Raw genomic sequence first — 26,224 nt, 5'->3', positions numbered from 1 at the left:
GCGATCAGCCCTCCTTGTAGTATGGGCCCACATCTCAGGCCTCGGGCGGGTCTCCGGAGACCAGTTCCTCGACGTAGGGGCAGAGCGGGTCACTCGCCATCGGGTTCCCAGTGACGGCGTAGGCCCGCGAGCGGCTGCCGCCACAGAGTTCACGGTGTTCGCAGGTCCGACAGGAGCCGGTGAGTTGGGAATCGTCCCGGAGCATCTCGAAGAGATCGGAGTTCCGATAGATGTCCACGAGGGAGGTCTCGGTCACGTTGCCCCCCGTGAGTGGCAGGAAGCCCGAGGGGAACACGTCGCCCTCGTGGCTGACGAAGACAAAGCCCTTCCCGGCCCGCGTCGAGCCGACCCGGACGTCGTTGCCCGTCGCGGCCTGTTCGAGTTCCTTGGCGATCACGCGGTAGTGGGGCGCTTCGACGGTGATCGTCCGGAACGGCGCCGATTTTTGGCGCTCGTAGAGGAACTCCATCACGTCCCGGGTCGCTTCGGGTTCGAGCTGGTCGAGTTCGGTCCCGCGACCGATGGGAACCAGGAAGAAGACCTCCCACATCGCCGCCCCCAGCTCTTCGACCAGGTCCGCGATTTCGGGGAGTTCCTCGGCGGTGTTCGCGGTGACGGTCGTGTTGATCTGGATGCCGATCCCCGCTTCCTTGGCCATCTCGGCCCGGTCCATGATCAGGTCGAAGGAGCCCTCCTCCCCGCGGAAGGTGTCGTGGCTCTCCGGGGTGGCCCCGTCGAGGGAGAGCGCGATGCGTTTGACACCCAGGTCCGCGAAGGTCTCTAGCACTTCGCGGTCCAAAAGCGAAGTCGGGGCCGGGGTCACGGCGGTGGGGAGTCCCTGATCGGTGGCATGCTCGATGAGTTCGTAGAGATCCGGGCGCTTGAGCGGATCGCCGCCGGAGATGACAAAGACCGGAGGCGGGTGCCCGAAGTCCGCGATCTGATCGATCAGGGCCTTCCCCTCGGCGGTCGAGAGTTCGTTCGGGTCGCGGTCGGGCTGGGCGTCCGCTCGGCAGTGATCACACTCCAGATCACAGGCCTGTGTTACCTCCCAGGTCGCGATGAGCGGGGTTTGCGCGTAGTTTCGCCCACCGCCGCCACCGGGGTGGCCACCCGGATGTCCGTGTGCCATTGGCGGGGATAGGGGAGCGACGGATAAAAGCCCAGTTCTCCGCGGACCAAGAGCCGCGAATTTATATCGCCCCGCCCGACTAGAACTACACAGAATCAGTGACGATGAACGATCTCTACGCCCTAGTCGTCTCGCACAAACGGGCCTCCGTCGACCAGATCCGTCGGTTGACGGAGCGGGACGTGGGGCAACTCCGCTACCGGCTGGCAAACGCCGGGGCGGAGGAAGTCTACGTGTTGCATACCTGCAACCGGGCCGAGTACTACGTCACGGGATCCAGCACGGCCCGCGAGGCGGTCGTCGAGGACATCGAGTTGCCCGCCGACACCATCCAGCGCCTCTCGGGTCCGGCAGCCGCCCGGCACCTCCTGCGGGTCGCGGCCGGCCTGGAGAGCATGGTCGTCGGCGAGGACGAGATCCTCGGACAGGTCTCCAGGGCCCAGGAGGACGGACTCTCCCATCTGGACGGCACGCTCGGGCCGATCGTCGAGAAGGCGATCCGGGTGGGCAAACGCGTCCGCTCGGAGACCCGGATCAACGAGGGCAATCCCTCGATGGGGACCGCGGCCGCGGAACTCGCCAGCCGCCAGCTCGGCGATCTCGACGGCGTGCAGGCGATCGTGATCGGGGCCGGGGAGATGGGCAAACTCGTCGCCAAACCGCTTGCGGACCGCGGGGCCGAACTGTTGATCACGAATCGCACCTACGACTCCGCAAAGGAACTCGCCCAGCGCGTGGCTGGCACGCCCATCTGTTTCGAGGCGATTCACGGCAGCCTCTCGAAGGTCGACCTCGTGGTGACCGCGACCGACGCCCCGCACCCGATTCTCGACGAGGCGACCTTCGACGAGACGAACGTGACCGTACTGGACCTGGCGAATCCTCCCGACGTCGCCGACCCGGCACGGGACCTGGACTCGGTGACGCTCTTTGACATCGACGACATCGGTTCGATCGTCGATAGCGCGATGGCGACCCGGACCGAGGCGGCCACCGAGGCCGAGCGGATCGTCGACACCGAGATGGAGGCCCTGAAACGCGATCTGAAGAAACGCGAGGCCGACGAGATGCTCTCGACGATCTACGACCGGGCCGAGGAGTTGCGCCAGGCGGAGGTCAACCGGGCGCAGAATCGGTTGGACCAGAACGGCGGGCTCACGGAGCGAGAACGGGAGATTTTGGACGACCTGGGCTCGGCCCTGGTCAACAAGCTGCTCTCGACGCCGACCCGGTCGATCAAACAGGCGGCGGTCGCGGAGGACTACGAGACCCTCCGAACCGTCGCGGATGTCTTCGAGGTGCCCGAGGAACCGGTCGAGCCTGACACCGAGGAGCAAGCGGACGGTTGAGGAGCGGAGGATACCCCGTGGACCCAAAGGGACTTGATTATCCGGACCGTACTCACGCCAAAATGTCTCGGAGCCCCTCCCTTCCGGATCGCCCAACGCTCGATCTGGACCCAGAATCGCCGCCTCGCGAGCGTCTCGAGGCGCTGAAATCCCACTACGTCGACATTCTCTCGGTGCACCGGGAACTGCAGGCCCAGCTCGACCGGGTCACGTCGCGTCGCGAGGACCTCCAGGAAGAGGTTGACAGTCTTCAGCGTGAGAACGAGACGCTGAAGACGGCCTCGCTCTACCTCGCGACAGTCGAGGATCGGACCGAAAGCGGCGAGGTCATCGTCAAACAGCACGGCAACAACCAGGAGGTCCTGACCGAGGTCTCCGGGGAGCTCGCCGAGCGACTGGAGATGGGCGATCGTGTCGCCATCAACGACTCCTTTGCCGTCCAGCAGATCCTCGACGACGAGACCGACGCCCGGGCCCAGGCCATGGAGATCCAGGAGAGCCCGGATGTCACCTACGCGGACATCGGGGGCCTCGACGACGAGATCCGCGAGGTCCAGGAGGCCGTCGAGGACCCGCTCACCCAGCCCGAGCGCTTCGAGAAGGTCGGGGTGGAGCCACCGAGTGGCGTGCTCCTCCACGGCCCGCCCGGCACCGGGAAGACGATGCTGGCCAAGGCAGTGGCCAACCAGACCGACGCGACCTTCATCAAGATGGCCGGCTCCGAACTGGTCCGGAAGTTCATCGGCGAGGGCTCCCGGATGGTCCGAGACCTCTTCGAGTTGGCCGCCGAGCGGGAACCCTCGATCATCTTCATCGACGAGATCGACGCCGTCGCGGCCAAGCGCACGGATTCCAAGACCTCCGGGGACGCCGAGGTCCAGCGGACGATGATGCAACTGCTCTCGGAGATGGACGGCTTCGAGGACCGCGGGGAAGTTCGGCTGATGGCCGCGACCAACCGCTTTGACATGCTCGATCGGGCGATCCTGCGGCCCGGCCGGTTCGACCGCCTGATCGAAGTGCCAGAGCCCACTCGCGAGGCGCGGGCGGAGATCCTCCGGATCCACACCCAGTCGATGAACCTCGCAGCGGACGTGGACTTCGAGCGTCTGGCCCGCGAGACCGAGGGCTTCAACGGCGCACAACTGGAGAGTTTGAGTACCGAGGCCGGGATGTTCGCGATCCGGGACGACCGCGAGACGGTCACGATGGCGGACTTCCGGGACGCCGTCGAGAAGTTGGAGACCGCCGCCGAGGGCGATTCGCCCGCCTACACGGCCTACATCCAGTAGCTCGCAACCGACACGGATTAATTCGGGACCTGCCTTCTCCGAGTCGATGGGCCAGATCAGAATCGTCTGGGGGACCGGCCGCGGCCCCACGGAGACCGCCGCGTACGACGCCGCGCTGGCCGCGGCGAACGTGCACAACTACAACCTCGTCGCGGTCTCCTCGGTCATTCCGGCGGACGCCACGGTCTCGCGAGTCGGGACGGCCCCGGATCTGGGGCCGATCGGGCATCGGCTGACCGTCGTGGAGGCTGCCACGACCGTCGCCGGGCCGGGGGTCGCCTCGGCGGGCCTCGCCTGGACGACCGGCGACGGTCCGGGACTGTTCTACGAGTCGGCCGGCCCGACCGACCGCGCCACGGTCGAGGCCCGGGTACGAGAGGGGATCGCGGCGGGCCAGGACCTGCGCGACTGGGAGATGGACGGCCCGGCGGTCGAGACGACGAGCATCGAAGCCGAGAGCGGTGAATACGCCGCAAGCGTCGTCATCGCGGCCTACGGGACCGCCGAGCCGATTCTCTGACTGCTGGGACCGAAGTGTTTACCCAGCCCGCCCGGCTATGCGTGGGTAATGTATGGAAATACGCCGTACGCGGGCCGTCCGGGCGACGAGGAGGTTCCGGAACTCTCTCCCGCGGCGCGGCGCGCCCTCCAGGAGGGCGTCTCCGACGTAGAGCGGGCGACCCGTCGCTTTCTGCCCGATGACTACCAGGTCGGCTCCCGTGTTGGCCAGTCGAACTCGGGGCCCCAGGTCACCATCTCGGTCCGGCCCCCGGTCGGCAACCCCGTGAGCGCCGGCTTCACGCCCGACATGGAGAGCGAGGAGGACCTCATCCCCGTCGAGGACGTCGACGAGGTCGCCCGCGGCCTGGCCGCGAGCGCGGCGCTGCAGGTCAAGCAGGCGATCGGTGACGACGTGCCGCCGATGGCTCGATAACTCACTTGAAAACGCCGCCACCGTTCGAAAAACCCGAGTTGTCCCGAGGAACCTGAGACCGCAGCCGTTCTCGTATTAACTCGCCTGGCACGTCGGGCAGGTGTCGTCTTGCTTGTAGTCGACCAGACCGACCGCGTGGCGGCCGGTTCGTCGCCAGTAGCTGTTGCAGTTGGGACACTCCCGGATCTGGTGGAATTCCGTGGTGTGTTGCATCACATCCCTATCGTTCATGGTTGTGCACATAAGGGTTCTCCTGATACCAATTGAAACAATATTAGAACCTTATATTCATATAAGGTCCGGCGGGCGGCGGCGCTCACTCTCGGCGCTGGTTTCGAAAACGACTGTGTGTGGTGGGTAACGACCTACTTCCCCCAGAATGGCTCGCGCTCGCGCCGGGTCTCCAGGAACTGGGCGAGCGCCTCCCGCTCGTCGGCCGGCAAGTCCTCGCGGAGTTCCTGTTCGAGCACTTTGGCGTGATTCTCGGGGAGGTCGACCCAGAGCACGTCTTCTTCCTCGATGTCCCGCCCCACCGTCGGGCCGTCGATCGAGACCGCGGCGCGCTCTCCGGCCCGGAGCTCATCCAGATCTTCGCCCTCGTCCTGGATCGTCTTGAGGACGCCCACGCGCTCGAACTCGCCGTTCTCGAAGTAGCCAACGGGAACGTTCCGTCCCAGGGTGCCCGTCGCGACCTCCACGCCGACCACGGCGGGCCCGGACTGCCGGAAGACGTGATCCCGGAGGATCCGAAAGCGGGCGGGCCGGACGACGTTCTCGAAGACGGCCTCGCGTTGCTGTCGGTGGATGTTCTCGACGTACGCCTCGTAGTCCTCGATGAGCTGATAGATCACGTCGTCCACGAACAGTCGGACGTCCGACTCGGCGGCCAAATCCGCGGCGTCGTCGTGCACGTCGACGTTGAACCCCAGGATCGCCTGGTGGGTGTCCTCGTCGGCCGTCGAGGCCACGCTCACGTCCCGGGGCGCGATGTCCCCGACTTCGGCCCGGAGGATCGGAATCTCTGCCTCGCGCAGCGAGTTGGCGATGGCCTCCAGACTCCCCAGGGTGTCGGCCTTGACGACGATGCCTTCTTCCTCGGTGGTCACGGCCACCTCCGCGAGTTCCTCCCGGACGGCTTCGACGACGGCCTCGGTCTCCCGGTCCCCGACGACCCGGACTGGGGCGCCGGAGAGGGCCTCCTTGAGATCCGGCGCGGCGATCTTCAGCCCCATCGCGGCCGAGACCGACTCGACCTGCTCGAAGCGCTTCTCGGTGCGGATCTCCGCCAGATCACGTGGCCGGAGCAACGCTCTGACGGTCGTGACGATCGGCCCCTGGGTCCCGCCGACGACGATTTCGTCGCCCTCCTCGATCGTGCCGTCGTACAGGATCACGTCCAGCGTGGAGCCAAAGCCCCGCTCGTCGGTGACTTCGAGGACGGTGCCCGCACCGGGGCCCGCGATGTCGACCTCCATCTCCTCGCCCATGTAGCGCTGGGAGAGCCCCATCAGGACCGCCAGCAGGTCCGGGACGCCCTCGCCGGTCTCCGCGCTCACCGGAATCACGCCCACGTTCTGTCGGAAGTTTTTCACCCGCCAGTAGAAGTCCGCGGAGAAGCCCGCATCCGAGAGGTCGCCGATGATCTCGTAGAGCCGTTCGTCGAGGTCCCCGCGCACGCGGTCGCTCTGGGCCTCGTAACTCGCCCGGATCGGGGCGTCGGCGGTGGGGTTCCAGCCGGGAATCGTATCGACCTTGTTGGCGGCGACGACGAAGGGCGTCTCGCTGTCCTGCAAAATCGAGACCGCCTCGTGGGTCTGTGGCTGGAAGCCGTCGGTCACGTCCACGACGAGGATGGCGATGTCCGCCAGCGCCCCGCCGCGGGCCCGCAGCGTGGTGAAGGCGTGATGGCCCGGCGTGTCGATAAAGAGCAGGCCCGGCAGGTCGAACTCCTCGGGGTCCACCAGGTCGCCGGCGATCTTCGAGACCACCTCGAGGGGGACTGCGGTCGCGCCGATGTGCTGGGTGATCGCTCCCGATTCGCCCTCGATCACGGCCGAGCCCCGAATCTTGTCGAGCAGGCTCGTCTTGCCGTGATCAACGTGGCCCAGGACGGCCACGATGGGGGTTCGAAACGCGTCGGTTTGGGCTGGGTCAGGCGACATGCGAGTAAAGAACCCGGTTACTCCTACAGATCAACGGGCGGCAGTTAAGAGCATCGTCACCTGGCCCGGGGAGCCCACGGCATTTAAGGTCGCGGGTCGAGTCCGATGGCGTATGGCCGATATGCTCGCTGAGACCCTCTCCGGCAAGTCGGTAATGGGGGCCGACGGCACCGAACTCGGAAAACTGTACAACGTCACGATGGATCTGGAATCGGGCCGGATCGAGAACCTCCTGGTCGAACCCCTGGAGGAGGGCTCGGCCCACGTCGACTTCCCGCAGGACGAGTCGGGCCGCTTCCAGATCCCGGTTGCCCGGGTGCAGGCGGTCAAAGACTACATCGTCGTCGACCGGTAGATGTACGTCCTCGACGCGTCGGCGTTCATCGAGGAGTTCGACACGGAGGAGCCCGTCGCGACCATCCCCGCAGTCAGAGAGGAACTGGTCGATGGGGCCGGGTATCGCTACGACGCGATGGAGGGGGCGGGGATGCACGTCCACATTCCCGACGCCGACGTGCTCGATCGGGTCAAACGCGCCGCCGAGTCCACCGGCGACCTGGACACCCTCTCCGAGACCGACCTGCGCCTGCTCGCTGCGGCCTTCGAACTCGACGGGACCCTGGTGACCGACGATTATGCCATCCAGAACGTCGCCGAATCACTCGACGTGGCCATCGAGGTCATCGCCCAGGAGGGAATCACCGAACAGCGGGACTGGCTGTGGCAGTGTCAGGGCTGTGGAAAGGAGTTCGACGAAAAACACGACCGCTGTCCGATCTGTGGGGCCGATCTGGCCCGCAAGAACCCGAACTAGCCCAGCACGCCGGCGGTGATCGCCACGTAGGCGAGGCCGAACTGGATGGCGTCGTAGGTGCCATGGACCAGTGCCGGTACCACGACGTTCTCCGTTCGTTCGTAGACGATCCCCAGGACCAGTGAGATCCCGAACAGCCGCAAGAGCGTCGCGAAGATCGCGGGCGGCGGGCCAGTCGCGTAGGCGGGCAGGTGGATCACGGTGAAGACGACCGTCGCCACGATCACTGCCGAACGGCGGGAAAACGCGTCGTAGAGGTGTTTCTGGACGACGTTCCGGGAGAGTAGCTCCTCGCCCGGCCCGATCGCGAGCCACGAGAGCGGGATGAACGCGAGCAGGATCACCGGGTCTTCCCGGGCCTGCTCGATGAGTCCGTGTTCGACGGATGGAACGCCCACGAGCTCCGCGAGCCAGCCCGAGACGCCCAGGATCACGAACATCGCGATCGTGCCCCCGATCACGTAGAGCCAGCCCCGTCGGGTCGGCCAGGCCACGTCGAAGAAGTCCCAGCCCCGACCGGTCCGAATGACATAGCCCACGGCGACCACTCCCAGCCCGACGCTGAACGCCGCGGTCGCGACCCCGTTGCTGGCGATGGAGCCACCGGGGAACAGTGCCAGTACGGCCACCGTCGAGAAGGCAAAGCCAACGAGCAAGCCAGTGAGTCCGATGAACAACGCCGTCGAGGTGGCGTGGCTGCGAACCAAAATGTGTGCTCGATCCTGTCCCAGGGAGTCGGCGTAGGCAATGCCAACTCCCAGCACGCCGACGACGAACGCGACTGGCACCCCGAGTCCGACCCCCGGGTCGGCCATCGCCGATGGGTGAAGCGTCGCGACCCCGGCGGCGGTTGCCAGCCCACCAGCGCCGACGCCCGCGAGCAGACTCCACCGGCGATCGGTGGCCCCGTAGCGTCGCGCCGCGAAGCCCGCGAGCGCGAGCAGGCCGAAGAGTACCCCTGGCAGGCTTTCTACCGGTCCGACGGCCACGAGCTCCGTCCACCGGAGAAAGCCCGTTCCCAGGCCGAGTCCACCCAGGACGAACCCGACGGCAGGCGCGAAGCCTCCGCGATCCCGGCTCATTGGTTACTGAGACTCGGGCCCGGAGCGAACCGAGAGCCCGTCCATCGTTTCGAGGCTTTGCTCGCCGCGCAGGAGCGCTCGGGCGGTGTCCTTGCCCCACTCGACGGCGGGTTGTGTGAACGTGTCCACGCCGGCGAGTTCGCCGGCCATGATACACGCCGCCTCCATCGTGTAGAGCAGTTCGCCGATCCCGGTCGCGTCGAGCGCGTCGATCTCGATCCGGATGGCCGGCACGCCGGCCTTCCGGAGGCTGGCCTCGGTCGCGTCGAACTCCGCATCGATCAGGGCCCGGAGGTCGCTGCCGCCCAGATAGTCGATGGCTTCCTGACTGGTCTCCGGAATCGGGACGGAGGGCCGTTCGCGTGGGCGCACGAGCGTGACGACCTTGTCCTTCGGCCCGGCGCGGTAGAGCTGGAGTTGAGAGTGCTGGTCGGTCGCGCCGAGGGCCCGTGCTGGGGTTTGCCCGCGGCCGTCCTTGCCCAGGCTCTCGGCCCAGAGCTGGGCGAACCACTCCGCGAAGGCCTCCAGGGATTCGGCGTAGGGCATCATCGCCGCGACGTTCGCGCCCTGCGCTTCGAGGGCGTACATCGTCGCGCCGTAGGCGTAAGCCGGCGACTCGAAGAGCGAGTCCGCGAGACTCGCTTCGGCCCGGCGGCCACCCGCCAGGATGGCCTCGAGATCTAGCCCCTGAAAGGCCGCGGCGGCCAGCCCGACCGCTGAGAGCGCGGAGAAGCGTCCGGGGACCCCATCCGGGACGGTAAGCGTGGGGAGGTCGTGGCGGTCGGCGAGGGTCGCGAGTGGCCCCGACTCGCCGGTGGTGATTACGGTTCGCTCGGTCCAGTCCACGCCCGCCGCCTCCATGGCTCCCCGGACGACGAGGAAGTTCGCGAGGGTCTCGGCGGTCGTCCCGGATCGGGAGACGACGTTCATCGCGGTCTCGGAGAGGTCAATATCCGCGAGCAAAGCCGCGATGTCGGCGGGGTCGACGTTGTCGAGGTAGTAGGTCTCCCCGTCGCCGTCCAGGGCCTCGGTGATCGTCGCCGCGCCCAATGCGCTCCCGCCGATTCCGATCGTCAGCCAGTTCTCCGCCGGTGTGACCGACTCGACGGCGGCCTCGATCGGTTCCGGGTCCGTCTCTTCGGGGAGGTTCAGGGCTGCGTACCCGTGTTCGTCCTGCTCCCGGCCGGTCGCGATGCGATCGGCCGCCGAACGCACCGCCCCGTCGAGTTCCTCCAGAGTCGCCCGTGGAACGCCGATGGGGCTGTGTTCGGCCAGCGCGCTCTCGATGGTCACTTCCATACCGTCGGGTGGACCGCGGGCCTAAGGCGTTTTCCGGTTCTCCCTAGCGCGTGCGTTTCACGAGCTCCCGAATCGGTGTCTCGCGCCAGTCGACCCGGCCGCGGCTCAACACGCCCACGACGACCGCGCCCACGGCGTCAAAGAGCAGGTCGAGGATCGTGTCCTGGAGCCCGTACTGGACGAGCAAGGGCTGGTGGCCGAGCCAGCTTGCGAGCAGTCGCCCCACGAACTCCAGGACCTCCCAGAGCACCCCCGCGGCCATCGTGAAAAGAACCACGTACACGAAGAGGAAGTCCGCAGGGAGTGTGATTCCCGGGGCATGCTCCTCGAAGGCACGGGCGAAGGCATAGCCCACACTCGCTACCAGCGTCGCCGAGAGGGTGTGGGTGAGGTGGTCCCACCACCAGACCGTGGTGTACGGGCCCGCCATGCCGAGGGTGTGGAGGAGGACCGCGACGGCGACCCAGAGGACGACCGTGGTCGGGAAGGAGACCCCGTAGGCCCGCTCCAGGCCCGCTGGAAGGAACGTCGTCCCGAGCCCGAGGACCCCGTTGACGACGACTACGAGGTCTCCTGTGAGTGTCCCGTAGGCGACGACTAGGCCGATCGCCACCTGGATGGTACGGATCAGTCCCGTGAGGAGCACGGCTAGGGCCCCGTAGGACCCGGGGGCCTATAACTCGCCATTCTGACCTCGAACAGGCGACAGTCATATACCCGCTCGCGCTGTAGGATGGTCACGATGATGGCGACCACCCACGCGCTCGTGGGAATCGCGATCGCAGCGGCGGCCGCCGTGGCGGTTCCCGAGATCACGCTTCTGGGAATCGTCGCCGCGGCCGCCGGCGGCGTGTTTCCCGACCTGGACCTGTACGCCGGCCACCGCCGGACGTTGCACTATCCGGTCTACTTCAGTATAGCGGCGGTGCCAGCGGTTCTACTCGCAGTTTTGCTCGCTACCCCGGCCGCCTGGGCGGTGGCGCTGTTCCTCCTCGCCGCGGCGGCCCACTCGATCATGGACGCCGCGGGCGGTGGACTCGAACTCCGGCCCTGGCGGGGTCGCTCCCAGCGGGCCGTCTACAGCCACTTCCACGGGCGGTGGCTTCGACCTCGCCGGTACGTGCGCTACGACGGCGCGCCCGAGGATCTAGCGCTGGGCGCGATCGTGGCTGCGCCGGTGCTGATCACCGTCGAGGGCCCGGTCGCGCTGGGTATCTGGGCGCTGCTGCTCGTCTCGGTCGTGTACACGCTGGTCCGCAAACCGATGGTCGCCGTCGCGGAGTGGCTGTTCGAACGGGTCCCGTCGACCGTACGGACCCGCCTCCCCGATCGGTTCCTCGAGGAGACTGTCAACGGAGATACGAAGTCTTAACCCGGGGCCCGCCTCACACGCCGATATGCCGCAGTTCGAGGTCCCGGAAGTCGATTACAGCCGGTACTCGAACCGCCAGCTCGTGGCGGTCCCGCTGGCGGTCCTCGTTGTCGCCGTGTTGATCGTCGGCGGAATGTGGGCGATCACCGGGTCGCCGGCCCATATGGGGGTCGATTTCGCCGGTGGCTCAGAGCTCACCGTCGAATCCTCACTTTCACAGGCTGATATCGCCGCCCAGTTCGACGAACCGGTCGTCTCCGTCCAGGGAATCGAGGGACAGAACACCTACGTCGTGACCTTCGAGACGGCGAACGTCGATTCGGTCAGGGCGACCGCCGAGAGCGCTGATGACCTCACGGTCCTCGGGAGTGGTGAGACGTCCGCGATCTTCGGCGACGAGAACAAGAAGTGGGCGATCATCGGGCTCGCGATCGCCTTCCTGGGGATGAGCGTGCTCGCCTTTGCCCTCTTCCGGACGTTCATTCCCAGCCTGGCGATCGTCGTTTCGGCCTTTTCGGATATGCTCGTCCCGATTGCCGTCCTCAACCTGCTGGGTATCAGACTCTCTCTGGGGACCGTCGCGGCGCTGTTGATGCTCATCGGGTACTCCGTGGACTCGGACATTCTGTTGACCAATCACGTGCTCCGGCGCTCCGGGGACTTCTACGAGTCGACCTACCGGGCGATGCAGACCGGGGTGACCATGACCGTGACCTCGATCGCCGCGATGGCCGTGATGGCCGTCGCCGCGACGTTCTTCGGGATCGACCTCATGGCCTCGATCGGATTGATCCTCGTTATCGGACTCACGACTGATCTCATGAACACGTACATGTTCAACGTCTCCCTGCTTCGCTGGTACAAGTACGAGGGGGTGGCCCGATGAGCGCCATCCGCGAGAACTGGCGACTGGTCCTGCTCGTGGTCCTGGTCGTCCTGAGTTCGGTCGCGCTGTTCGTCCCGGGTGCGCCGGCCGGCAGCACTGGGGAACAGGTCGCCGAATCCGACGCGACGACGAACCTACAGTACGGCATCGAACTCAGCGGCGGGACCCGAATTCGGGCCCCGCCGGTGGGGATCACGGCCGAGGAAGTGAGCGTCTCTGCAGAAGACGAGACCGCCCTCGCCGCCTCACTCGCCGATAGCCTGGCAATCGACGCGATCGACATCCGGGTCGCAAACGAGACCAACACCGTCGAAGTGTTCACGAAGGACGTCTCTCGGGACGAACTGCGGAGCGCACTCGAAGCAGAAGGCTATGACCCCGGTTCGGTCCGGGACGGCGTGACCGATGAGACGGCCACCGAACTCGTCGAACGCGTGGAGGAGAAGCTAAGTGAGTCCGCGTTGAGCGGGGGATCGGTCCAGAAGATCACGCTTGGTGGACGACAGGTCATCAGTATCACGGCCCCTGATCGGGACCGTGAGGAGCTCGTCAGTATTCTGGAGGACCGCGGTGTCGTCCGGATCTTCGCGGTCTCACAGAACGAGAGCGGTGCCTACGAGCCGACACAGGTCCTGAACCAGGACGAGTTCGCCCGCGTCGGGTCGGCGACGACGAACCAGGACGGGGAACCTGGCGTGCAGGTCACGATCGCGGAGGCGAGTGCGGAGTCGTTCTCCCAGGAGATGGTCGAACTCGGCTTCGGCGACGGTTCGACCTGTACCGCGGCGGCCGAGGAGCACGACTCGATCGAGAGCATCGAGGGGGACTGTATGGTCACGACGTTGAACGGGAACCCCGTCTTCGTCGGGGGTGTGGAGCCCGGACTCGGCGAGGACTTCCGGAGTGGCGACTTCGCCAAGAGCCCCACCTTCACCATGACCACGTCCTCGATGGAGGAGGCCCGGAACCTCGAACTCAGCCTGAAGGCGGGGCGACTGCCGGCACCGCTGGACTTCGAGAACTCCGACAGCCTCTCGCTCTCGCCGGCGCTGGCTGACCGCTTCAAGAGCAACTCACTGATCGTCGGCATCATGGCTGTCCTCGCGGTGAGCATGGTCGTCTACGGCCGCTATCGTCGGCCCGAGGTGGCTGCGCCGATGGTCGTGACCGCCCTTTCGGAGGTCTATCTCCTGCTTGGCTTCGTCGCCTTCGTCCAGTACCCGCTCAACCTCTCACACATCGCCGGGTTCATCGCGGTCATCGGGACGGGGGTGGACGACCTGGTGATCATCGCCGACGAGATCCTCCAGCAGGGGAACGTGGCGACCGGTCGGGTCTTCCAGAGTCGCTTCCGGAAGGCCTTCTGGGTGATCGGGGCGGCTGCCGCCACGACCATCGTGGCGATGAGCCCGCTCACGGTGCTCTCGCTGGGTGATCTCTCCGGCTTTGCCATCATCACCATCGTCGGGGTCCTCATCGGGGTCTTCATCACCCGCCCGGCCTACGGGGACATTCTGCGCCACCTGGTCGTCTCCGAGGACTAATCGAAGTCCCCGAGTCCGGTCTGGGCGGCCGCTGAGAGAATATCGCTGCTCGTCTGCCAGGAGCGACGCGCACAGTCGGGTAACTCGCCGGTTCGCTGTACGTAGGTTTCGAGGAACGATCGGGTGCGGTCGTCGCTGGGATAGCCACTGCCGAGATCGGCATCGTACTCAGTGTTTAGCGCCACAACGTGGGCGTCACGGGCGACTTTTGCGATGATGCTTGCGGCCCCGACCAGGGGATCGGACTCGTCGGCCCCGTGTTCGGCCTGTATCCGCACGTCCGTGTCAACTCGCTTCTCGACCCGTCGCCCGAACCGCTCGGCGTCCACGTCCCCGGCGTCGACGTATCCCGTTTCGTCGCTCACCCCGGCCGCGTCGATGGCCTGGGCCTGGGCGCTGACTGTCAGTGTGTTCATGTCAGTCTCGGGATCGTCGATCCTCGCGACCGGAATCTCCGCGACGCCGATCGAGATAGCCTCCGCAGCCCGGAGTGTCGCCGCGAGCCGTTCCCGTCGCTGTGGGGTGAGTGTCTTCGAATCAGCGATCCCGTCCGGGAGATCCTCGGGGTCGGCGACGACCGCGGCCGCGAACATCGAACCGAGCACCGGTCCCTTGCCTGCCTCGTCGACCCCGAAGGGCATACGCTTTCCTCGATCGGTGCCTGGTTAGCTCTTGGGACTCGGGGTCGCCCGGAAGTAGGCCTCGTCCTCGAAGGACTCGTCCTCGCCTTCGACGGCGAGTACGTCCAGGGCGGTGACGTGACAGGACACCCCGAGTTCGCCGGCCAGGCTCGGTTCGGTCCGTCCGTTGTCGGAGCTGACCAGTTCCTTCACGTAGAGTCCGCCCTCACCGTGGATCTCGACTGTCGCCTCGGTCGGCGAGTCGAGGTCACCCTCGATTCCATAGACTGTGCGGGTCCGAACCTTCGAGGCCCGGCGATGGTCGACTCGGGTGGGGGTTTCCTGCTCGATGGTCGCGCCGTCGAGGGTGTCGAGCGCTTCGGAGAGCGCTGCTTCGGTGATCGGTTCCTCGAAGCTGACCGTCGCCCGGTAGGTCTTGGAGGCCGGGAGGCGTTTCACCCGCTCGACGCTCTCGTAGGTCGCGAGTCGCAATCCCTCGACCTCGACCTTGCCGTCGGCAAAGTCGTTGATATCGGCTTCGAGCGATTCGATGTCGGGAAATCGATCCCGTGGCGCAGAGACCTCGATCACGAACGGCCGGCCGGTCCCAAGCATGCGGGCGTCGATGTCCTCGCGACCGGCCCCGTGGAAGGTCGCGTCGCTGCCGTCCATGGCCGCCTCGACCGGCGGTGTGGTCAACTGTTCGACCGACTCGGGGTACTGATAGCCGGTGCCGTCACAGTACACACAGGGTTCGCCCGCTCGGGTGCCGCTGCCGTGACACTCCCGGCAGGGCCACTCGGTCTGTGGGATGCCCCGTTCGAGCTTGCGATAGCGGCCGTAGACGAACGCGGAGTTGATCGTTACGTCGACGTCCCCAGCGTCGACTTCGAGGAGCAACTGCACGTCCGGGCGTCCGAAGTCGACCTCGGCCCCCGTCTGCTGTCCGACCCGTTTGCCCACCTCGCGGTTCATCTCCGATCCGAGCCGTTCGCCGGCGTCCTCGTCCAGTCCGGCCAGTTCCCGGAGTAGCGTCTCGTTCTCCTCGATTAGCGGCGGGAGACGTGTCCCGACCTGGTAGGTCTCGAACTCCACGTCGCCGATCGCTTCGACTGCCCGATCGGCCCAGTCCTCGAAGGCCGCTGTCTCGCCCTCACAGACCCAGCACTCCTCGCTCGGCTCGAAGGGCTCGTCCGCGTCGAGGGCCACGGCGATTCGCAGGGCCCGACCCCGTTCGGCGTTCGTCAGGCCGTGGCTCAGGTCGGCGAAGGGCCGCCCCAGACAGGGATCACAGACCGGCCCGTTCTCGAGGACCGCCGCCGCGTCCCGAAGTAGCGTCATGCTCTCCCGTTACGCAGGCAGGGGTTCGTATGCTTCGGTCCGGTTTCAAGAGATACATCTATGTGTTGGCCGGTTGACGGTCCACACGATGGCCCTCCACGCAGTCGATGACCTTTCGGACGCGTATCGGGCGTCGCGTGCCTTTCTCTTCCCCATCGAGTGGGGGCGCTGGCTCCGGCTGGCGCTCCTCTCGGTGTTCGTCGCGGGCACCAGCGGTGGCGGTGCTCCGTCGGGGAACGTCCAGATGCCCTTCAACGGTGGTACTACCCCCGGGCAGACCCCCGGTGGCGATCTCACCATGGATCAACTCGGGACGCTGCTCTCACAAAACCTCGGTATCATCGCCCTGGTGGCCCTGGTCGGGCTTCTCGTCTTGCTCGTCGTCCAGTGGCTCGCGGCGACCTTCGAGTTCGCCTTCCTCGAATCGCTTCGTACTGACGCCGTTCACGTCCGTCAGTACGTCAAATCCTACCAGGGACTCGGGACGCGGCTGTTCGCGTTCCGCCTGGTGTTCGGCCTGCTCACGCTTTTGGCCGTCGGGACCGTGCTCCTGCTCACCCTCGGTCCCATCCTCGCCGGTGTCGCCCCGGCCGGGCCGCTTCTGGTTCTGCTGCTCGTGATGCCGGTCTTGTTGGTTTTCGGGCTCCTCGGCTCGATCGTCTATGTCTTCACGACCGCCTTCGTCGCCCCGATCATGCTCCTGGAGGATCGGGGTGTCATTTCCGCCTGGAAGCGGTTCTGGGGTGTCTTCAAGGCCGGCTGGAAGGACTTTCTGGTCTACATCATCGTCGGACTTTTCCTGATGATCGGGATCGGGATCGTCGTGGGAATCGCCATGGCGGTGATCGGCATCGCGGTCGCGCTGCCAGTCGTGGCGGTGTTGATCGCTGCGGGCCCGCTCTGGGCCGGTATTTTGGCCGTCCCGCTCGCGATCGTGGGGATCGTCGCCCTGGCGCTGGTCCAGGTACCGGTCCAGACCTACCTCCGGTACTGGGCCCTGCTGGTGCTCGGGGATGTCGAGCCCGAACTCGATCTCATTGCCGAGCAGCGCGAGGCCGTCAGAGGCGAAACGCCTTCGTGAACGGCCCTCGTGGGTAGGATATGCGCCGTTTCATCGTCCTCGGTCACACCGCCCCGACGGACCCGGATTTCGATCTTGACGACCTCGCGGGCGGGGCGGGTCGCCTGGACGTGCTCGCCCGGTGTGTCAACTCGGCGTTTTTCCTCTCGCATGCGATCCGGGAGAACGTGCGGGTGTATCTGGTGCTCTCGGATACGGTCACGATCAAGATCGAGGGGGTGGAGCTCCGCTACATGAACCCCGACGAGCGGAATATCGCCAGCCTGCTGCGCCAGGCTCTGGAGGCCCGGGCGGACGCCATCGGTCACAGCGAGGTCGAATCGACCCCGGGGATCTACGTCTCGAATCGGGGCTTCGAGTCGGTGCTCAAGGCCGCGGCTCGTGAGGGGGCGATCGTCCAGCTCCACGAGGACGGCGACCCGCTCGCGAGTGTCGAGCCGCCGGAGAACCCGGCCTTCGTGCTCTCGGATCACCTCGATTTCACCGCCGAGGAGCGCGATCTTCTCGCGGAGTACGCCGACTACCGGGTCAGCGTGGGGCCCAAAGCCCTGCACGCCGATCACACGATTTCGGTCGTGCACAACTATCTGGACACCGACGGCTACTCGTTCTAGGGCGCTTTCGAAACGTTAAACCCGTGTCGTGCCTTCGCTTTGGATGCGGGCCGGTGGGGTAGCTTGGTATCCTTCGGCCTTCGGGTGGCCGTAACCGCGATTCAAATTCGCGCCGGCCCATTCATACCCACCTTTTACTTCGCGACGGAGAACGCTCCGTCGCTCGCAAAATCTGGACCAAAAGCCGTCGTCACCCCCTTCGGGGGTTCCTCGGCCCGAGCGCTTCGCGCTCGGTGAGCGTGCTTGACGGTTGACCGCCGCCCTGTTTTGTGTACCGTTTATTGACGAAAACAACCTCTTCTGCCTGAAGGCAACGACCTGTGCCAGGCCGCTCTCCTCCGCCTGTTCGGTGTTTTTGCCCAGCTTGAAGCCGAGATGGCTCAGCAGCGAACGAAAGAGGGTATCGCTTCACGACGTCGGGAAGACGGCTACCATCACGGTCGTCCACTGCTCGGATTCGAAACTGACGCCGGGCATCTTGTCCCGGCCGAGAACTACGATCAGGTTGTCGCGACACTTGATATGGTCAAACAGGACAACATCTCAAAACGGACCGCCGCGAGTGAATTGGAAACTTCCAGGTCCACTATAAATCGTGCACTGGATAGATCCCGTCTCTACGGACTCTAAGATTTAAGTAATTTTCCAGCTATAGAACTTTAATCAAGAGAATGATTGGGGATTTGTTGTTTAACAGATGGAATGATATTCTAACAATACTGGTATCCCTGTTCACAGTAGTATTAATTTATTATCAAATAATGGATATGAAGGCTAGATCTGCAGAGCTAAACATATTAGAAGTATCTCACAGCGAGTATTATCCCGTATATACCACACTATTGGGTTCAGTATCAATGGAAGATAAAATATCCGCTACGAAATATGAAGTGAAATTAGAAATCGAAAATAAAGGAAGAGAACCCACCACAATTTCAGACATGAATATCATTCCTAAAGACATGGATGAAAAGCTGGAAATGTTTAATCAAACATCCAGACGAAAAAATTTGACGAATGATAAAAATTACAATCTAGATCCAAATGAAAGACGGGGAATTGGAGATAATATCGAAGGCTCCCCACGAGAAAAGTATCCAGATGAAATCACCGCCACGATTCAAATTGACTCCACTACCGGTATACTGGAAAAGGAAGTTCAATTTTCTTTAACCGAGGATAAAAAAGACGCACTTACCCAGACCTAACCTCAGTAACAAACAATTCCTCTTTCAAATTTCGTGTGCCCGCAATTTTATTCAGCCCACACTATGGAAGGCAAATAATGGCACAAGATACCCCTAATAAAGAAGAGATAGATTGGTTTGAGAAACAGCTCCTGGAAATTTTCAATTTTGAGGATCTGAAAGAGTGCGATATTGACTGGCTGCATAATAAGGAGTTCGGCGTAGAAGCAAGAATGAAAGTATTCAGGGCGAATTTCCCAGATTCTGATTTGGACGAGCCAATATTGGAGGTTGAAGGGATGGGGGATGACTTTCTAAGTACTGAGGCGCTCACCCCAAAAGAGAAACTAAGACTGAAATTGATTTCCATAGAGGCGGAAAAAGAAATTCATCGTGCAAAAGGACACAGATTGGAACTTCGGAGAAATCACCGAAGCAAGATTGCTAACTCAGTCGGGGATATGATTGGATCCATTGCGAAGGCTATTGGGAAATTTGTGCCAGGATAATAGCTTGACTTTCGGGCCACCTTTTCAGGTAATAAAGAAAGTATATTTCGTACAGACTGCCCGAAAACGACCGTTTTCGTGCGCAATACTCGACTAAATTCCCCGCTGAATAATTTCTGAAAACGCTGGCCCAATCATTCACACCTTTCACTTCAATCTCATTTGAAACCGCCTGCGACACACCACAATTCAGACGATCGAGAAGAGTCGCCACCACTACGATTCGCCCAGATAGGTCACGTCCATCAGATCCGCAAGCAGTTGGGTTTCGAAATCCCCGTCGGAGACCACGAGTTCGTCCCCCGTCGATCGGGCTGTCGCGGCAATCAAGAGGTCCCGAGTCGCCATGCGCTCCCCGTCGTCCATCAACTGGCTCTGCATCCGGCCTGCCTCCAGGGCGATCTGTTCGGTGAGATCGAGCGCTCGAACGCCACCGAACTCCTGGCGAATCGCGACGACATCCGTGGCCCCGAAGCCGACTTCGCCATTGATGACCTCGAACACACACAGTGTGGACGTGAGGTAGGGCTGTCCGCGATCTTCGACGTACTCGACGACCGCCGGAACGCCTTCGAGCATGTCGATGATGACCGAGGAGTCCAGGAACATTATCGCTCGAAACTCTCCCGGGAGCGTTTCACAGCCTCCCGTGCGCGGTCTGCCTGCTCCTCACTCCAGGCACCGACGTTGATCGGCTGTTCGTTCGTTGCAAGCCGTGCCAGCAGTTCGTCGAAGGTTTCGTCCTCCCGTTTCAGCCGTTCGAGGATGGCTTTCGTCTCCTCGGAAACCCGGAGTGACGTGCTCATGTGTATGCAAACTGCATACAGTCCTAATTACCTTTCGCCGCTCTCGCGTACGCGCTCGGTGAGCCTGCTGGGGGTGGCCGTAACACTCTTCGACCCATATATCCTAATATATTCTATGGTCAAAACCATCCGCGTCTCCGAGGAATACCACGAGTGGCTGAGCGCCCACAAGAACGAGGGGGAGACGATGGAAGAGACACTTCGCCGAATGACTCGCGGCCCGCCCCCGGGCGATGTCGCCGGGTTGCTGACGGAGGTGGAAGCCAGAAACGCCAAAGAGGCGGTCGAACGCTTCCGGAACGGTGATCGGGACCGTCTCGAAAGCGCTCGCGACGCGTTTGAAACCAACGAGACGGGAGAATGATTATCGACTCCTCGTATCTGTTCGATTTGATGGCTGAAGATCCGGGCGCGTTTGCGAAGGGCACAACACTCGTCGAAAACGGGGAAATGCAATGGTTGCCGACGCCAGTTATCGCCGAGGTCTACTACGGTGTTGGGACAGCGCGAAGCGACACGACGAGTCGGGAGGTGCGCAATCGCATGCTGGGCTATCCACGGGTTGCAGTCGATGCGGAAATCGCTCGAACGGCCGGGGAGCTACTTGCGGCGGCTGACGATCAGGCCGGCGGCCACGCCGGCGTTGGTCCAAACGACGCGTACATCGCTGCGATGGCCTCGGTTCTTGACGACGCCGTCCTGACGGCGAACGTCGAGGACTTCGAACGACTGGGGGTCCCAGTCGAGACCTACTGAGAGACGACCAGAAATCATCCGTTCGGGCCAGACTCTCGACGTGGGAAATCCCACGTGCAGATCGCTCCAACACCGTTTCGCCCCGTTTGCACGGGTCGCTTCTCCGAACGCGACGCCGTTTTACTGTTCGAATACGAATCGCCGCCCATGCCGCCGGCCACCCCGGACAGGCTCCCCTCGCCCGAGGCCATGCGCTCGGTCTTCCGCGTGTACGAAGTGAGCGAGGCCGAGGAGGGAATCCACTACTACGGCGACCCGCTGGTGGACCGGGAGCGACTCGTCGAGTCCGTCTGGCCCGAGTTTCGGGCGGCCGGCTACGAAGTCCGCCTGGAGCGCCGCCTGGGTGAGTACGTGCTCGTGGCGACCCCCCAGGGGAACGACGACGGTGTCCCCTGGACGAACGTGATCCTCGCGGTCGCGACCGTTTTCTCGACGCTGTTGGTCGGCACGCAGTGGTACTACGTCGAGGATCTGTTCTCGCCGGCGATCCTGCAGGCCCTCCCGTTCACGCTCGCGGTGATGGGCGTGCTGGGGACCCACGAACTCGGTCACTACGTGCTGAGCCGCTACTACGACGTGCCGGCTTCCCTCCCCTACTTCATCCCCTTCCCGTCGATCATCGGGACGATGGGCGCAGTGATCAAGGTCAAGGGCCGCATCCCGAATCGAAGGGCGCTCTTCGACATCGGGGTCGCCGGCCCACTGGCGGGCCTGGTCGCGACCGTCGTCGTGACCGTCATCGGACTGTCACTGCCACCGGTGCAGGTCCCCGACTGGGTTATGGCCGCGGAGTCGACCGTGGAGATACAGTTCAACTACCCGCTCCTGTTGCAGGCCATCGCCGCCGCGATGGGCCAGCCACTCTCCTATGCCGATCCCCGGCTGGTCGTCAACCCCGTCGTCATCGGCGGCTGGGTCGGGATGTTCATCACCTTCCTGAATCTCATTCCGGTGGGCCAACTGGACGGGGGCCATCTGTTGCGGGCGATGGTCGGGCCGGCCCAGGAGCGGATCGCCCCGCTTGTGCCCCTGTCGCTTTTCGGGCTGGCTGGTGGGCTCTACCTGCTGACCGACGCCGGCCAGATGGTCACGGTGTGGGTCATCTGGGGGTTCATGGCGATGCTCGCGGCTTGGATCGGCTCCGCGTCGCCGGTCGTCGACACGCCGCTCGATCGCCGGCGACAGCTTCTCGGGGTGGCAACCTTCGTCCTCGGGCTGCTCTGTTTCACGCCGATCCCGATCGAGATCATCGGCCTGTAGACTCGCCGTGGGTGTAGCCCTGGTCCGGGAGGGGCTCGCCGTCGAGTTCGATGCCGGCCTCGGCCGGCTGGACCGTGCCGAGAACCGAGACGGGAACGGAGAGCGCCGATCGCACGGCCTCGAGTTCGGCTTCCGGAATCGTAAAGACGAGTTCGAAGTCCCCGCCGTAGGTCGTGGCGACCTCGCTGCCGGTTTCCCCGGTGGCGAGAAACCGATCGAGGGCGTCGGCGACCGGGATCGCGTCGCCATCTACCCGAAAGCCCACGTCACTTGCCGCCCCGAGCTGGTGCAGCGAGCGAGCCAGCCCGTCGCTTGCATCCATCATGGCGGTCGCGACCCCGGCGAGCGCCTGGCCGGCCTCGACACGGGGAGTGAACTGAAAGAGATCGTTCCCGAGCCCGATCGCGCCTGACTCGAAGGCCCGGACGCCGGCGGCACTCCGGCCCAGTGTTCCCGTGACACAGAGCAGTTCGCCTGGACTGGCTCCTGATCGCCGGACTGGCTGCTCGGTGGTTCCGATCGCGGCCGTCGCCACGGTGAACTCCGAGTGCTGGTCCAGATCGCCCCCGACGTACTGTGCGCCGACGGCCGCCGAAACGTCCCGTGCGCCCTCCAGAAACGCTTCGAGGACGTCCGTCTCGAAGTCGGGGACGCCGAAGGCGGCGACGGTGGCGGTCGCACTCGCGCCCATCGCAGCGACATCCGAGAGCGAGACGCCCACCGATCGCCAGCCGGCCGTATAGCGGCTCGTCCCTGGCGGAAAGTCCGTCCGCTCGTGGAGCATGTCGATCGTGAGCACCGTGCCGTCCACGACCGCCGCGTCGTCCCCCGCGGCGTTCACGAGGCCCTCGACGATCGACCGGGCCGCCTGTTCGTCCATGCTCGCTCCTCGGGAGCCCACTCAAAAAGTCGCCCGGTCCAGCCTGACCGCCTAACGAATAGTTTAAACAGCGGCATCGAGAATCCGCGGGCATGGCAACTCTCTACGACGCCCCCGCGGACGAGCTCATCGACGCGCTCGCCGGGGAGCTCGCGGACCGAATCGAGGCGCCCGACTGGGCCGACTACACGAAGACCGGTGCGAACCGGGAACTGCCGCCCGAGCAGGAGGACTTCTGGGCCCGCCGGGCCGCCAGCCTCCTTCGAAAGGTCGCGATGAACGCGCCGATCGGCGTCGAGAGCCTCTCGACGGCCTACGGCGGCACGAAGGGCGGCTCGAACCGCTACGCGGTCGCCCCGAGCAAGCGCAGCGACGGCTCCCAGAAGGTCATCCGCGAGATCCTCCAGGACCTGGAGGACGAGGGCCTGATCATGACTCGCGAGGGTGAGGGGCGGGACATTACGGCCGAGGGCCAAAAACTCCTCGACGAGACGGCCGGTGCCGTCATCGAGTCCCTCGACGATCCGGCACTGGAACGCTACGCCTGATCGGGCACAGGGGTTCGAACGGGGCGTTTTTGCGCTGCTTTTCAGCCGAAGAAGTTCACTCGCCGTCGATCAGGTTCCCTGCGACCAGCTGTCCAGATATTCCGCCTGTTCGGCGGTCAGCTCGTCGATCTGGATGTCCTCGGCCTCGAGTTTGATCGTCGCGACCTCTCGATCGAGTGCGTCGGGAACCTCGTGGACGCCGGCGTCGTAGGCGTCGCCGTTCGTCGCTAACTCCCGGACCGCAACGGCCTGGATCCCGAAGCTCTGGTCCATGACCTCAACGGGGTGGCCAAGCGAGACCGGCGTCGCGAGGTTCACCAGCCGCCCCTCGGCGAGGACGTTGATCCGGCGTCCGTCTTCGAGTTTGTACTCCCGGACGCCGTCCCTGACCGCCCGCTGTTCGACGGCGAGGTCGGCCAGGCCGTCCAGGTCGATCTCCACGTCGAAGTGCCCCGCGTTGGCGAGAATCACGCCGTCCTGCATGTGTTCCACGTGTTCGGGCGTGATGACGTCCCGGTTGCCCGTGGTGGTGATGAAGACGTCGCCCTTCTTTGCGGCCTCGGCCATCGGCAGGACCTCGTAGCCCTCCATATGGGCTTCCAGGGCCCGCCGCGGGTCGACCTCGGTGACGACCACCGAAGCGTTCTGTCCGGCGGCCTTCCGCGCGACGCCACGACCACACTGGCCGAACCCGCCGACGACGACGGTCTTGCCGGCCCAGGAGAGGTTCGTGGTCATGGCGATGCTCGAAAGCGAGGCCTCGCCGGTGCCGTGGACGTTGTCGAACAGTCGCTTCATCGGGGTGTCGTTCACGGCGAAGACGGGGTAGTCGAGCGCGTCGTCGGCGTCCATCGAGCGGAGCCGGTGGACTCCAGTGGTCGTCTCCTCGGAGCCGCCGATGATCGAATCGATCAGGTCGGGGTGTTCCTCGTGGATCCGGAAGACCAGGTCGCCGCCGTCGTCGACGGTGATGTCGGGCTCGTGGGCGATGACGGCCTCGATGGCGTCGTAGTACCCGGTCTCGTCGACACCGTGTTCGGCATAGGAGGTGATGGCCTCGTGGGCGTCCAGCGCTGCGCTCACGTCGTCGTGCGTGGAGAGTGGGTTACAGCCGGTGATGGCGACTTCCGCCCCGCCCGCGGCGAGTGTCTCGACGAGAGCCGCGGTCTTGGCCTCCACGTGGAGGGCCATTCCGATGGTGAGCCCCGCAAATGGCTGCTCGGCCTCGAAGTCCGCCCGCAGGGACTGGAGGATCGGCATGTGTTCGTACGCCCAGTCGATTTTCGTCCGGCCGTCGGCGACGGCGGACTCGACGTCAGCGAGCCGGTCGCTGATCGGAGAAACGGTCATGTCCGGATGGAGGGCCAGCGCGCTTTAAACGTTACCGGCATCAGGCGCGGTCGGCCAGGCGCGCCGCGCGGGTCTGGGCCGTCTCGCGGACGGCCTGCTCGTCGAGGGTCTGAACGTCCCGATCGCGCATGAGCACCGCCCCGTCGACGACCGTGTGGCGCACGTCACTCCCCTGGGCCGCATACACCAGGTGCGAGACGTGGTCGTGAACGGGTGTCATCCGCGGGGCCTCGAAGTCGACGACGATCAGGTCCGCGGCCGCGCCCGGAGTGACCTCCCCGCCCGGGAGGTCGAGTGCCCGTGCGCCGCCGCCGCCGGCCATCTCGATGACTGCCTCGGCCGGGACTGCACTGGCGTCGTCCGCGGCGAGTTTGCCCAGGAGCGCGGCGTCCCGCATCTCGTCGAACATGTCGAGGTCGTTGTTCGAGGCAGCCCCGTCCGTGCCAAGCGCCAGTGGAACACCCGCATCGAGTAGGTCCTCGATGGGAGCCATTCCGGAGGCCAGTTTCATGTTCGAGGCCGGGCAGTGTACCACGCTGGGCTGGCGCTCGATCAGGAGCTCAATTTCCGTCTCGTCCAGGTGGACCCCGTGAGCGAAGAAGTCCTGTGAGTCGAAAAGTCCCAGCTCGCTGCCGTAGGCGAGTGGGCGAACCCCTCGCTCGTCGACGATTGGCTCGACTTCGTCCGTGGTCTCGTTCGCGTGAAGGTGGATGGGCACGTCGAGTTCGCGAGCGGCCTGGGCCGCCTCTCGCAGCGTCGACTCGTCGACGGTCGTCAACGAGTGGGGCGAGATGGCGGTTTGAACCCGGCCCCCCGCTTTGCCGTCTGCCCGCTTGGCGAAGTCGATGCCCTCCTGGAGGTCGGCTGCGGCTTCCTCTTCGTTCTTCCCCACGGTCACGATCCCGTGGGCGAGTCGGGCCCGAAGGCCGGCCCGCTCGACGGCGGCCACGACCTCGTCCATGTGGAAGTACATATCAGCGAAGGCGGTGGTGCCCGAGCGGATCATCTCCAACAGCGCCAGTTCGGTGCCGGCCCGGACATCGGCCGGTTCCAGGGCCGACTCGGCCGGCCAGATGTCCTCGCTGAGCCAGGCGTCGAGTGGCTTGTCGTCGGCATAGCCCCTGAGGAGTGTCATCGCGGCGTGTGTGTGAGCGTTCACCAGGCCGGGCATGACCAGGCCGCCCGCGGCGGAGAGGGTCTGGTCGGCGGCGAGTCCCTGGCCGACCGCCTCGATCTCGCCGGTAGACTGTTCGAAGCGAACGTCGGCCCGCGAGACCGAGCCGTCGGGATGGAGAACGTGCCCGTCGGTGAGCGTTGTCGACATGGCCGCCGGTTCTCGGTGGGCGGCCCTGAATCTGCCGCTTGCGCACTCGACCGTCCGATGGAAACGCAAATACGCACCCGCC

Annotated in this window: 30 protein-coding genes and 1 tRNA gene; 18 read left to right on the top strand and 13 right to left on the bottom strand. The window is 64.7% G+C overall.

What is annotated here, in order from left to right:
* Nucleotides 1-34: 34 nt before the first annotated feature.
* Complete coding sequence (locus tag RH831_RS02385) at nucleotides 35-1,132, bottom strand: radical SAM protein (protein WP_310552670.1); 1,098 nt, start codon at nucleotides 1,130-1,132, stop codon at nucleotides 35-37.
* 104 nt (nucleotides 1,133-1,236) lie between these two features.
* On the opposite strand from RH831_RS02385, the gene hemA reads away from it, so the two are divergent.
* The 4 genes from hemA (at nucleotide 1,237) to RH831_RS02365 (ending at nucleotide 4,707) form a co-directional block, all read left to right on the top strand.
* Nucleotides 1,237-2,481, top strand: coding sequence for a glutamyl-tRNA reductase (hemA, locus tag RH831_RS02380; RefSeq protein ID WP_310552669.1), 1,245 nt, complete (start codon nucleotides 1,237-1,239; stop codon nucleotides 2,479-2,481).
* Nucleotides 2,482-2,543: 62 nt separating this feature from the next.
* Complete coding sequence (locus tag RH831_RS02375) at nucleotides 2,544-3,773, top strand: proteasome-activating nucleotidase Pan2 (protein WP_310552668.1); 1,230 nt, start codon at nucleotides 2,544-2,546, stop codon at nucleotides 3,771-3,773.
* Nucleotides 3,774-3,819: 46 nt separating this feature from the next.
* Nucleotides 3,820-4,293: a pyruvoyl-dependent arginine decarboxylase gene (locus tag RH831_RS02370; RefSeq protein WP_070364117.1), complete on the top strand. Its 474-nt coding sequence runs from the start codon at nucleotides 3,820-3,822 to the stop codon at nucleotides 4,291-4,293.
* Between the two features lie 48 nt (nucleotides 4,294-4,341).
* The gene (locus RH831_RS02365; RefSeq protein ID WP_310552667.1) at nucleotides 4,342-4,707 is read left to right on the top strand and encodes a DUF5811 family protein; all 366 of its coding nucleotides are present in this window, start codon (nucleotides 4,342-4,344) and stop codon (nucleotides 4,705-4,707) included.
* Between the two features lie 75 nt (nucleotides 4,708-4,782).
* Here RH831_RS02365 and RH831_RS02360 read toward each other — a convergent pair whose 3' ends face one another.
* Both RH831_RS02360 and infB read right to left on the bottom strand, forming a co-directional pair.
* Complete coding sequence (locus RH831_RS02360; RefSeq protein ID WP_157754347.1) at nucleotides 4,783-4,920, bottom strand: hypothetical protein; 138 nt, start codon at nucleotides 4,918-4,920, stop codon at nucleotides 4,783-4,785.
* A gap of 152 nt (nucleotides 4,921-5,072) precedes the next feature.
* Entirely contained in the window at nucleotides 5,073-6,869 is a 1,797-nt protein-coding gene (gene infB / locus RH831_RS02355; protein WP_310552666.1) for a translation initiation factor IF-2, read from the bottom strand.
* A 112-nt stretch (nucleotides 6,870-6,981) separates the two neighbouring features.
* On the opposite strand from infB, the gene RH831_RS02350 reads away from it, so the two are divergent.
* Together RH831_RS02350 and RH831_RS02345 are read left to right on the top strand one after the other, a co-directional pair.
* On the top strand, nucleotides 6,982-7,224 hold the full coding sequence (locus RH831_RS02350; RefSeq protein WP_070364120.1) for a PRC-barrel domain-containing protein: 243 nt from the start codon (nucleotides 6,982-6,984) through the stop codon (nucleotides 7,222-7,224).
* A complete protein-coding gene (locus tag RH831_RS02345) occupies nucleotides 7,225-7,683 on the top strand; it encodes an NOB1 family endonuclease (protein WP_310552665.1) in 459 nt (152 codons plus the stop codon).
* On the opposite strand, the gene RH831_RS02340 is transcribed toward RH831_RS02345, so the two are convergent.
* Genes RH831_RS02340 through RH831_RS02330 form a run of 3 tightly spaced genes read right to left on the bottom strand, consistent with a single transcriptional unit; the run spans nucleotide 7,680 to nucleotide 10,710 of the window.
* Nucleotides 7,680-8,765: a type II CAAX endopeptidase family protein gene (locus RH831_RS02340; protein WP_310552664.1), complete on the bottom strand. Its 1,086-nt coding sequence runs from the start codon at nucleotides 8,763-8,765 to the stop codon at nucleotides 7,680-7,682. The two genes, RH831_RS02345 and RH831_RS02340, sit on opposite strands and share 4 nt — an antisense overlap.
* A gap of 3 nt (nucleotides 8,766-8,768) precedes the next feature.
* The gene (locus RH831_RS02335; protein WP_310552663.1) at nucleotides 8,769-10,064 is read right to left on the bottom strand and encodes a glucose-6-phosphate isomerase; all 1,296 of its coding nucleotides are present in this window, start codon (nucleotides 10,062-10,064) and stop codon (nucleotides 8,769-8,771) included.
* A 43-nt stretch (nucleotides 10,065-10,107) separates the two neighbouring features.
* The gene (locus tag RH831_RS02330; RefSeq protein WP_310552662.1) at nucleotides 10,108-10,710 is read right to left on the bottom strand and encodes a hypothetical protein; all 603 of its coding nucleotides are present in this window, start codon (nucleotides 10,708-10,710) and stop codon (nucleotides 10,108-10,110) included.
* A gap of 99 nt (nucleotides 10,711-10,809) precedes the next feature.
* On the opposite strand from RH831_RS02330, the gene RH831_RS02325 reads away from it, so the two are divergent.
* The 3 genes from RH831_RS02325 to RH831_RS02315 are packed head-to-tail and all read left to right on the top strand — an operon-like array spanning nucleotide 10,810 to nucleotide 13,866.
* Nucleotides 10,810-11,436, top strand: coding sequence for a metal-dependent hydrolase (locus tag RH831_RS02325; protein WP_310552661.1), 627 nt, complete (start codon nucleotides 10,810-10,812; stop codon nucleotides 11,434-11,436).
* A gap of 25 nt (nucleotides 11,437-11,461) precedes the next feature.
* Nucleotides 11,462-12,322 carry a protein translocase subunit SecF gene (gene secF / locus RH831_RS02320; RefSeq protein ID WP_310552660.1) on the top strand — a complete coding sequence of 287 codons (861 nt, stop codon included), beginning with the start codon at nucleotides 11,462-11,464 and terminating at the stop codon, nucleotides 12,320-12,322.
* Nucleotides 12,319-13,866, top strand: coding sequence for a preprotein translocase subunit SecD (locus RH831_RS02315; protein WP_310552659.1), 1,548 nt, complete (start codon nucleotides 12,319-12,321; stop codon nucleotides 13,864-13,866). The genes secF and RH831_RS02315 overlap by 4 nt, the downstream gene beginning before the upstream one ends.
* Here RH831_RS02315 and rnhB read toward each other — a convergent pair.
* Nucleotides 13,863-14,507: a ribonuclease HII gene (gene rnhB / locus RH831_RS02310; protein WP_310552658.1), complete on the bottom strand. Its 645-nt coding sequence runs from the start codon at nucleotides 14,505-14,507 to the stop codon at nucleotides 13,863-13,865. The two genes, RH831_RS02315 and rnhB, sit on opposite strands and share 4 nt — an antisense overlap.
* Before the next feature lie 24 nt (nucleotides 14,508-14,531).
* Nucleotides 14,532-15,827: a tRNA pseudouridine(54/55) synthase Pus10 gene (locus RH831_RS02305; RefSeq protein ID WP_310552657.1), complete on the bottom strand. Its 1,296-nt coding sequence runs from the start codon at nucleotides 15,825-15,827 to the stop codon at nucleotides 14,532-14,534.
* 88 nt (nucleotides 15,828-15,915) lie between these two features.
* On the opposite strand from RH831_RS02305, the gene RH831_RS02300 reads away from it, so the two are divergent.
* From RH831_RS02300 to RH831_RS02280, 5 genes are all read left to right on the top strand, one after another.
* Nucleotides 15,916-16,908 (top strand): hypothetical protein, encoded by a 993-nt coding sequence (locus tag RH831_RS02300; protein ID WP_310552656.1) that lies wholly within the window; start codon nucleotides 15,916-15,918, stop codon nucleotides 16,906-16,908.
* Between the two features lie 20 nt (nucleotides 16,909-16,928).
* On the top strand, nucleotides 16,929-17,522 hold the full coding sequence (gene trmY, locus RH831_RS02295) for a tRNA (pseudouridine(54)-N(1))-methyltransferase TrmY (protein WP_310552654.1): 594 nt from the start codon (nucleotides 16,929-16,931) through the stop codon (nucleotides 17,520-17,522).
* 47 nt (nucleotides 17,523-17,569) lie between these two features.
* Nucleotides 17,570-17,642: transfer RNA gene (locus RH831_RS02290), tRNA-Pro, on the top strand.
* Nucleotides 17,643-18,193: 551 nt separating this feature from the next.
* Nucleotides 18,194-18,730, top strand: a complete 537-nt coding sequence (locus RH831_RS02285) for a hypothetical protein (RefSeq protein ID WP_310552653.1) — start codon at nucleotides 18,194-18,196, stop codon at nucleotides 18,728-18,730.
* Between the two features lie 77 nt (nucleotides 18,731-18,807).
* Nucleotides 18,808-19,218: a hypothetical protein gene (locus tag RH831_RS02280; RefSeq protein ID WP_310552652.1), complete on the top strand. Its 411-nt coding sequence runs from the start codon at nucleotides 18,808-18,810 to the stop codon at nucleotides 19,216-19,218.
* 216 nt (nucleotides 19,219-19,434) lie between these two features.
* Here RH831_RS02280 and RH831_RS02275 read toward each other — a convergent pair whose 3' ends face one another.
* Together RH831_RS02275 and RH831_RS02270 are read right to left on the bottom strand one after the other, a co-directional pair.
* Complete coding sequence (locus tag RH831_RS02275; protein WP_071932536.1) at nucleotides 19,435-19,830, bottom strand: PIN domain-containing protein; 396 nt, start codon at nucleotides 19,828-19,830, stop codon at nucleotides 19,435-19,437.
* Nucleotides 19,827-20,024 carry an antitoxin VapB family protein gene (locus RH831_RS02270; protein ID WP_310552651.1) on the bottom strand — a complete coding sequence of 66 codons (198 nt, stop codon included), beginning with the start codon at nucleotides 20,022-20,024 and terminating at the stop codon, nucleotides 19,827-19,829. Before RH831_RS02270 ends, RH831_RS02275 begins: the two co-directional genes overlap by 4 nt.
* Nucleotides 20,025-20,139: 115 nt before the next feature.
* Here RH831_RS02270 and RH831_RS02265 point away from each other — a divergent pair, with 115 nt between their 5' ends.
* The 3 genes from RH831_RS02265 (at nucleotide 20,140) to RH831_RS02255 (ending at nucleotide 22,040) form a co-directional block, all read left to right on the top strand.
* Nucleotides 20,140-20,388, top strand: a complete 249-nt coding sequence (locus RH831_RS02265) for a hypothetical protein (RefSeq protein WP_310552650.1) — start codon at nucleotides 20,140-20,142, stop codon at nucleotides 20,386-20,388.
* 29 nt (nucleotides 20,389-20,417) lie between these two features.
* Complete coding sequence (locus RH831_RS02260; protein WP_310552649.1) at nucleotides 20,418-20,780, top strand: PIN domain-containing protein; 363 nt, start codon at nucleotides 20,418-20,420, stop codon at nucleotides 20,778-20,780.
* A 147-nt stretch (nucleotides 20,781-20,927) separates the two neighbouring features.
* Nucleotides 20,928-22,040 (top strand): site-2 protease family protein, encoded by a 1,113-nt coding sequence (locus RH831_RS02255; RefSeq protein WP_310552648.1) that lies wholly within the window; start codon nucleotides 20,928-20,930, stop codon nucleotides 22,038-22,040.
* Here the strand turns inward: RH831_RS02255 and thiL are convergent.
* The gene (gene thiL, locus RH831_RS02250) at nucleotides 22,027-22,920 is read right to left on the bottom strand and encodes a thiamine-phosphate kinase (protein WP_310552647.1); all 894 of its coding nucleotides are present in this window, start codon (nucleotides 22,918-22,920) and stop codon (nucleotides 22,027-22,029) included. The genes RH831_RS02255 and thiL overlap by 14 nt on opposite strands.
* A 92-nt stretch (nucleotides 22,921-23,012) precedes the next feature.
* On the opposite strand from thiL, the gene RH831_RS02245 reads away from it, so the two are divergent.
* Complete coding sequence (locus tag RH831_RS02245; protein WP_310552646.1) at nucleotides 23,013-23,468, top strand: 30S ribosomal protein S19e; 456 nt, start codon at nucleotides 23,013-23,015, stop codon at nucleotides 23,466-23,468.
* 69 nt (nucleotides 23,469-23,537) lie between these two features.
* Here the strand turns inward: RH831_RS02245 and RH831_RS02240 are convergent, their stop codons facing one another.
* Both RH831_RS02240 and RH831_RS02235 read right to left on the bottom strand, forming a co-directional pair.
* On the bottom strand, nucleotides 23,538-24,818 hold the full coding sequence (locus RH831_RS02240) for an adenosylhomocysteinase (protein WP_310552645.1): 1,281 nt from the start codon (nucleotides 24,816-24,818) through the stop codon (nucleotides 23,538-23,540).
* Between the two features lie 40 nt (nucleotides 24,819-24,858).
* Nucleotides 24,859-26,142, bottom strand: coding sequence for an amidohydrolase (locus tag RH831_RS02235; RefSeq protein WP_310552644.1), 1,284 nt, complete (start codon nucleotides 26,140-26,142; stop codon nucleotides 24,859-24,861).
* Nucleotides 26,143-26,224 lie beyond the last annotated feature (82 nt).

The organism is Halodesulfurarchaeum sp. HSR-GB, from assembly GCF_031432215.1.
Taxonomy (GTDB): Archaea; Halobacteriota; Halobacteria; order Halobacteriales; family Halobacteriaceae; genus Halodesulfurarchaeum.
This window is presented reverse-complemented; position numbering and strand designations above follow the sequence as displayed.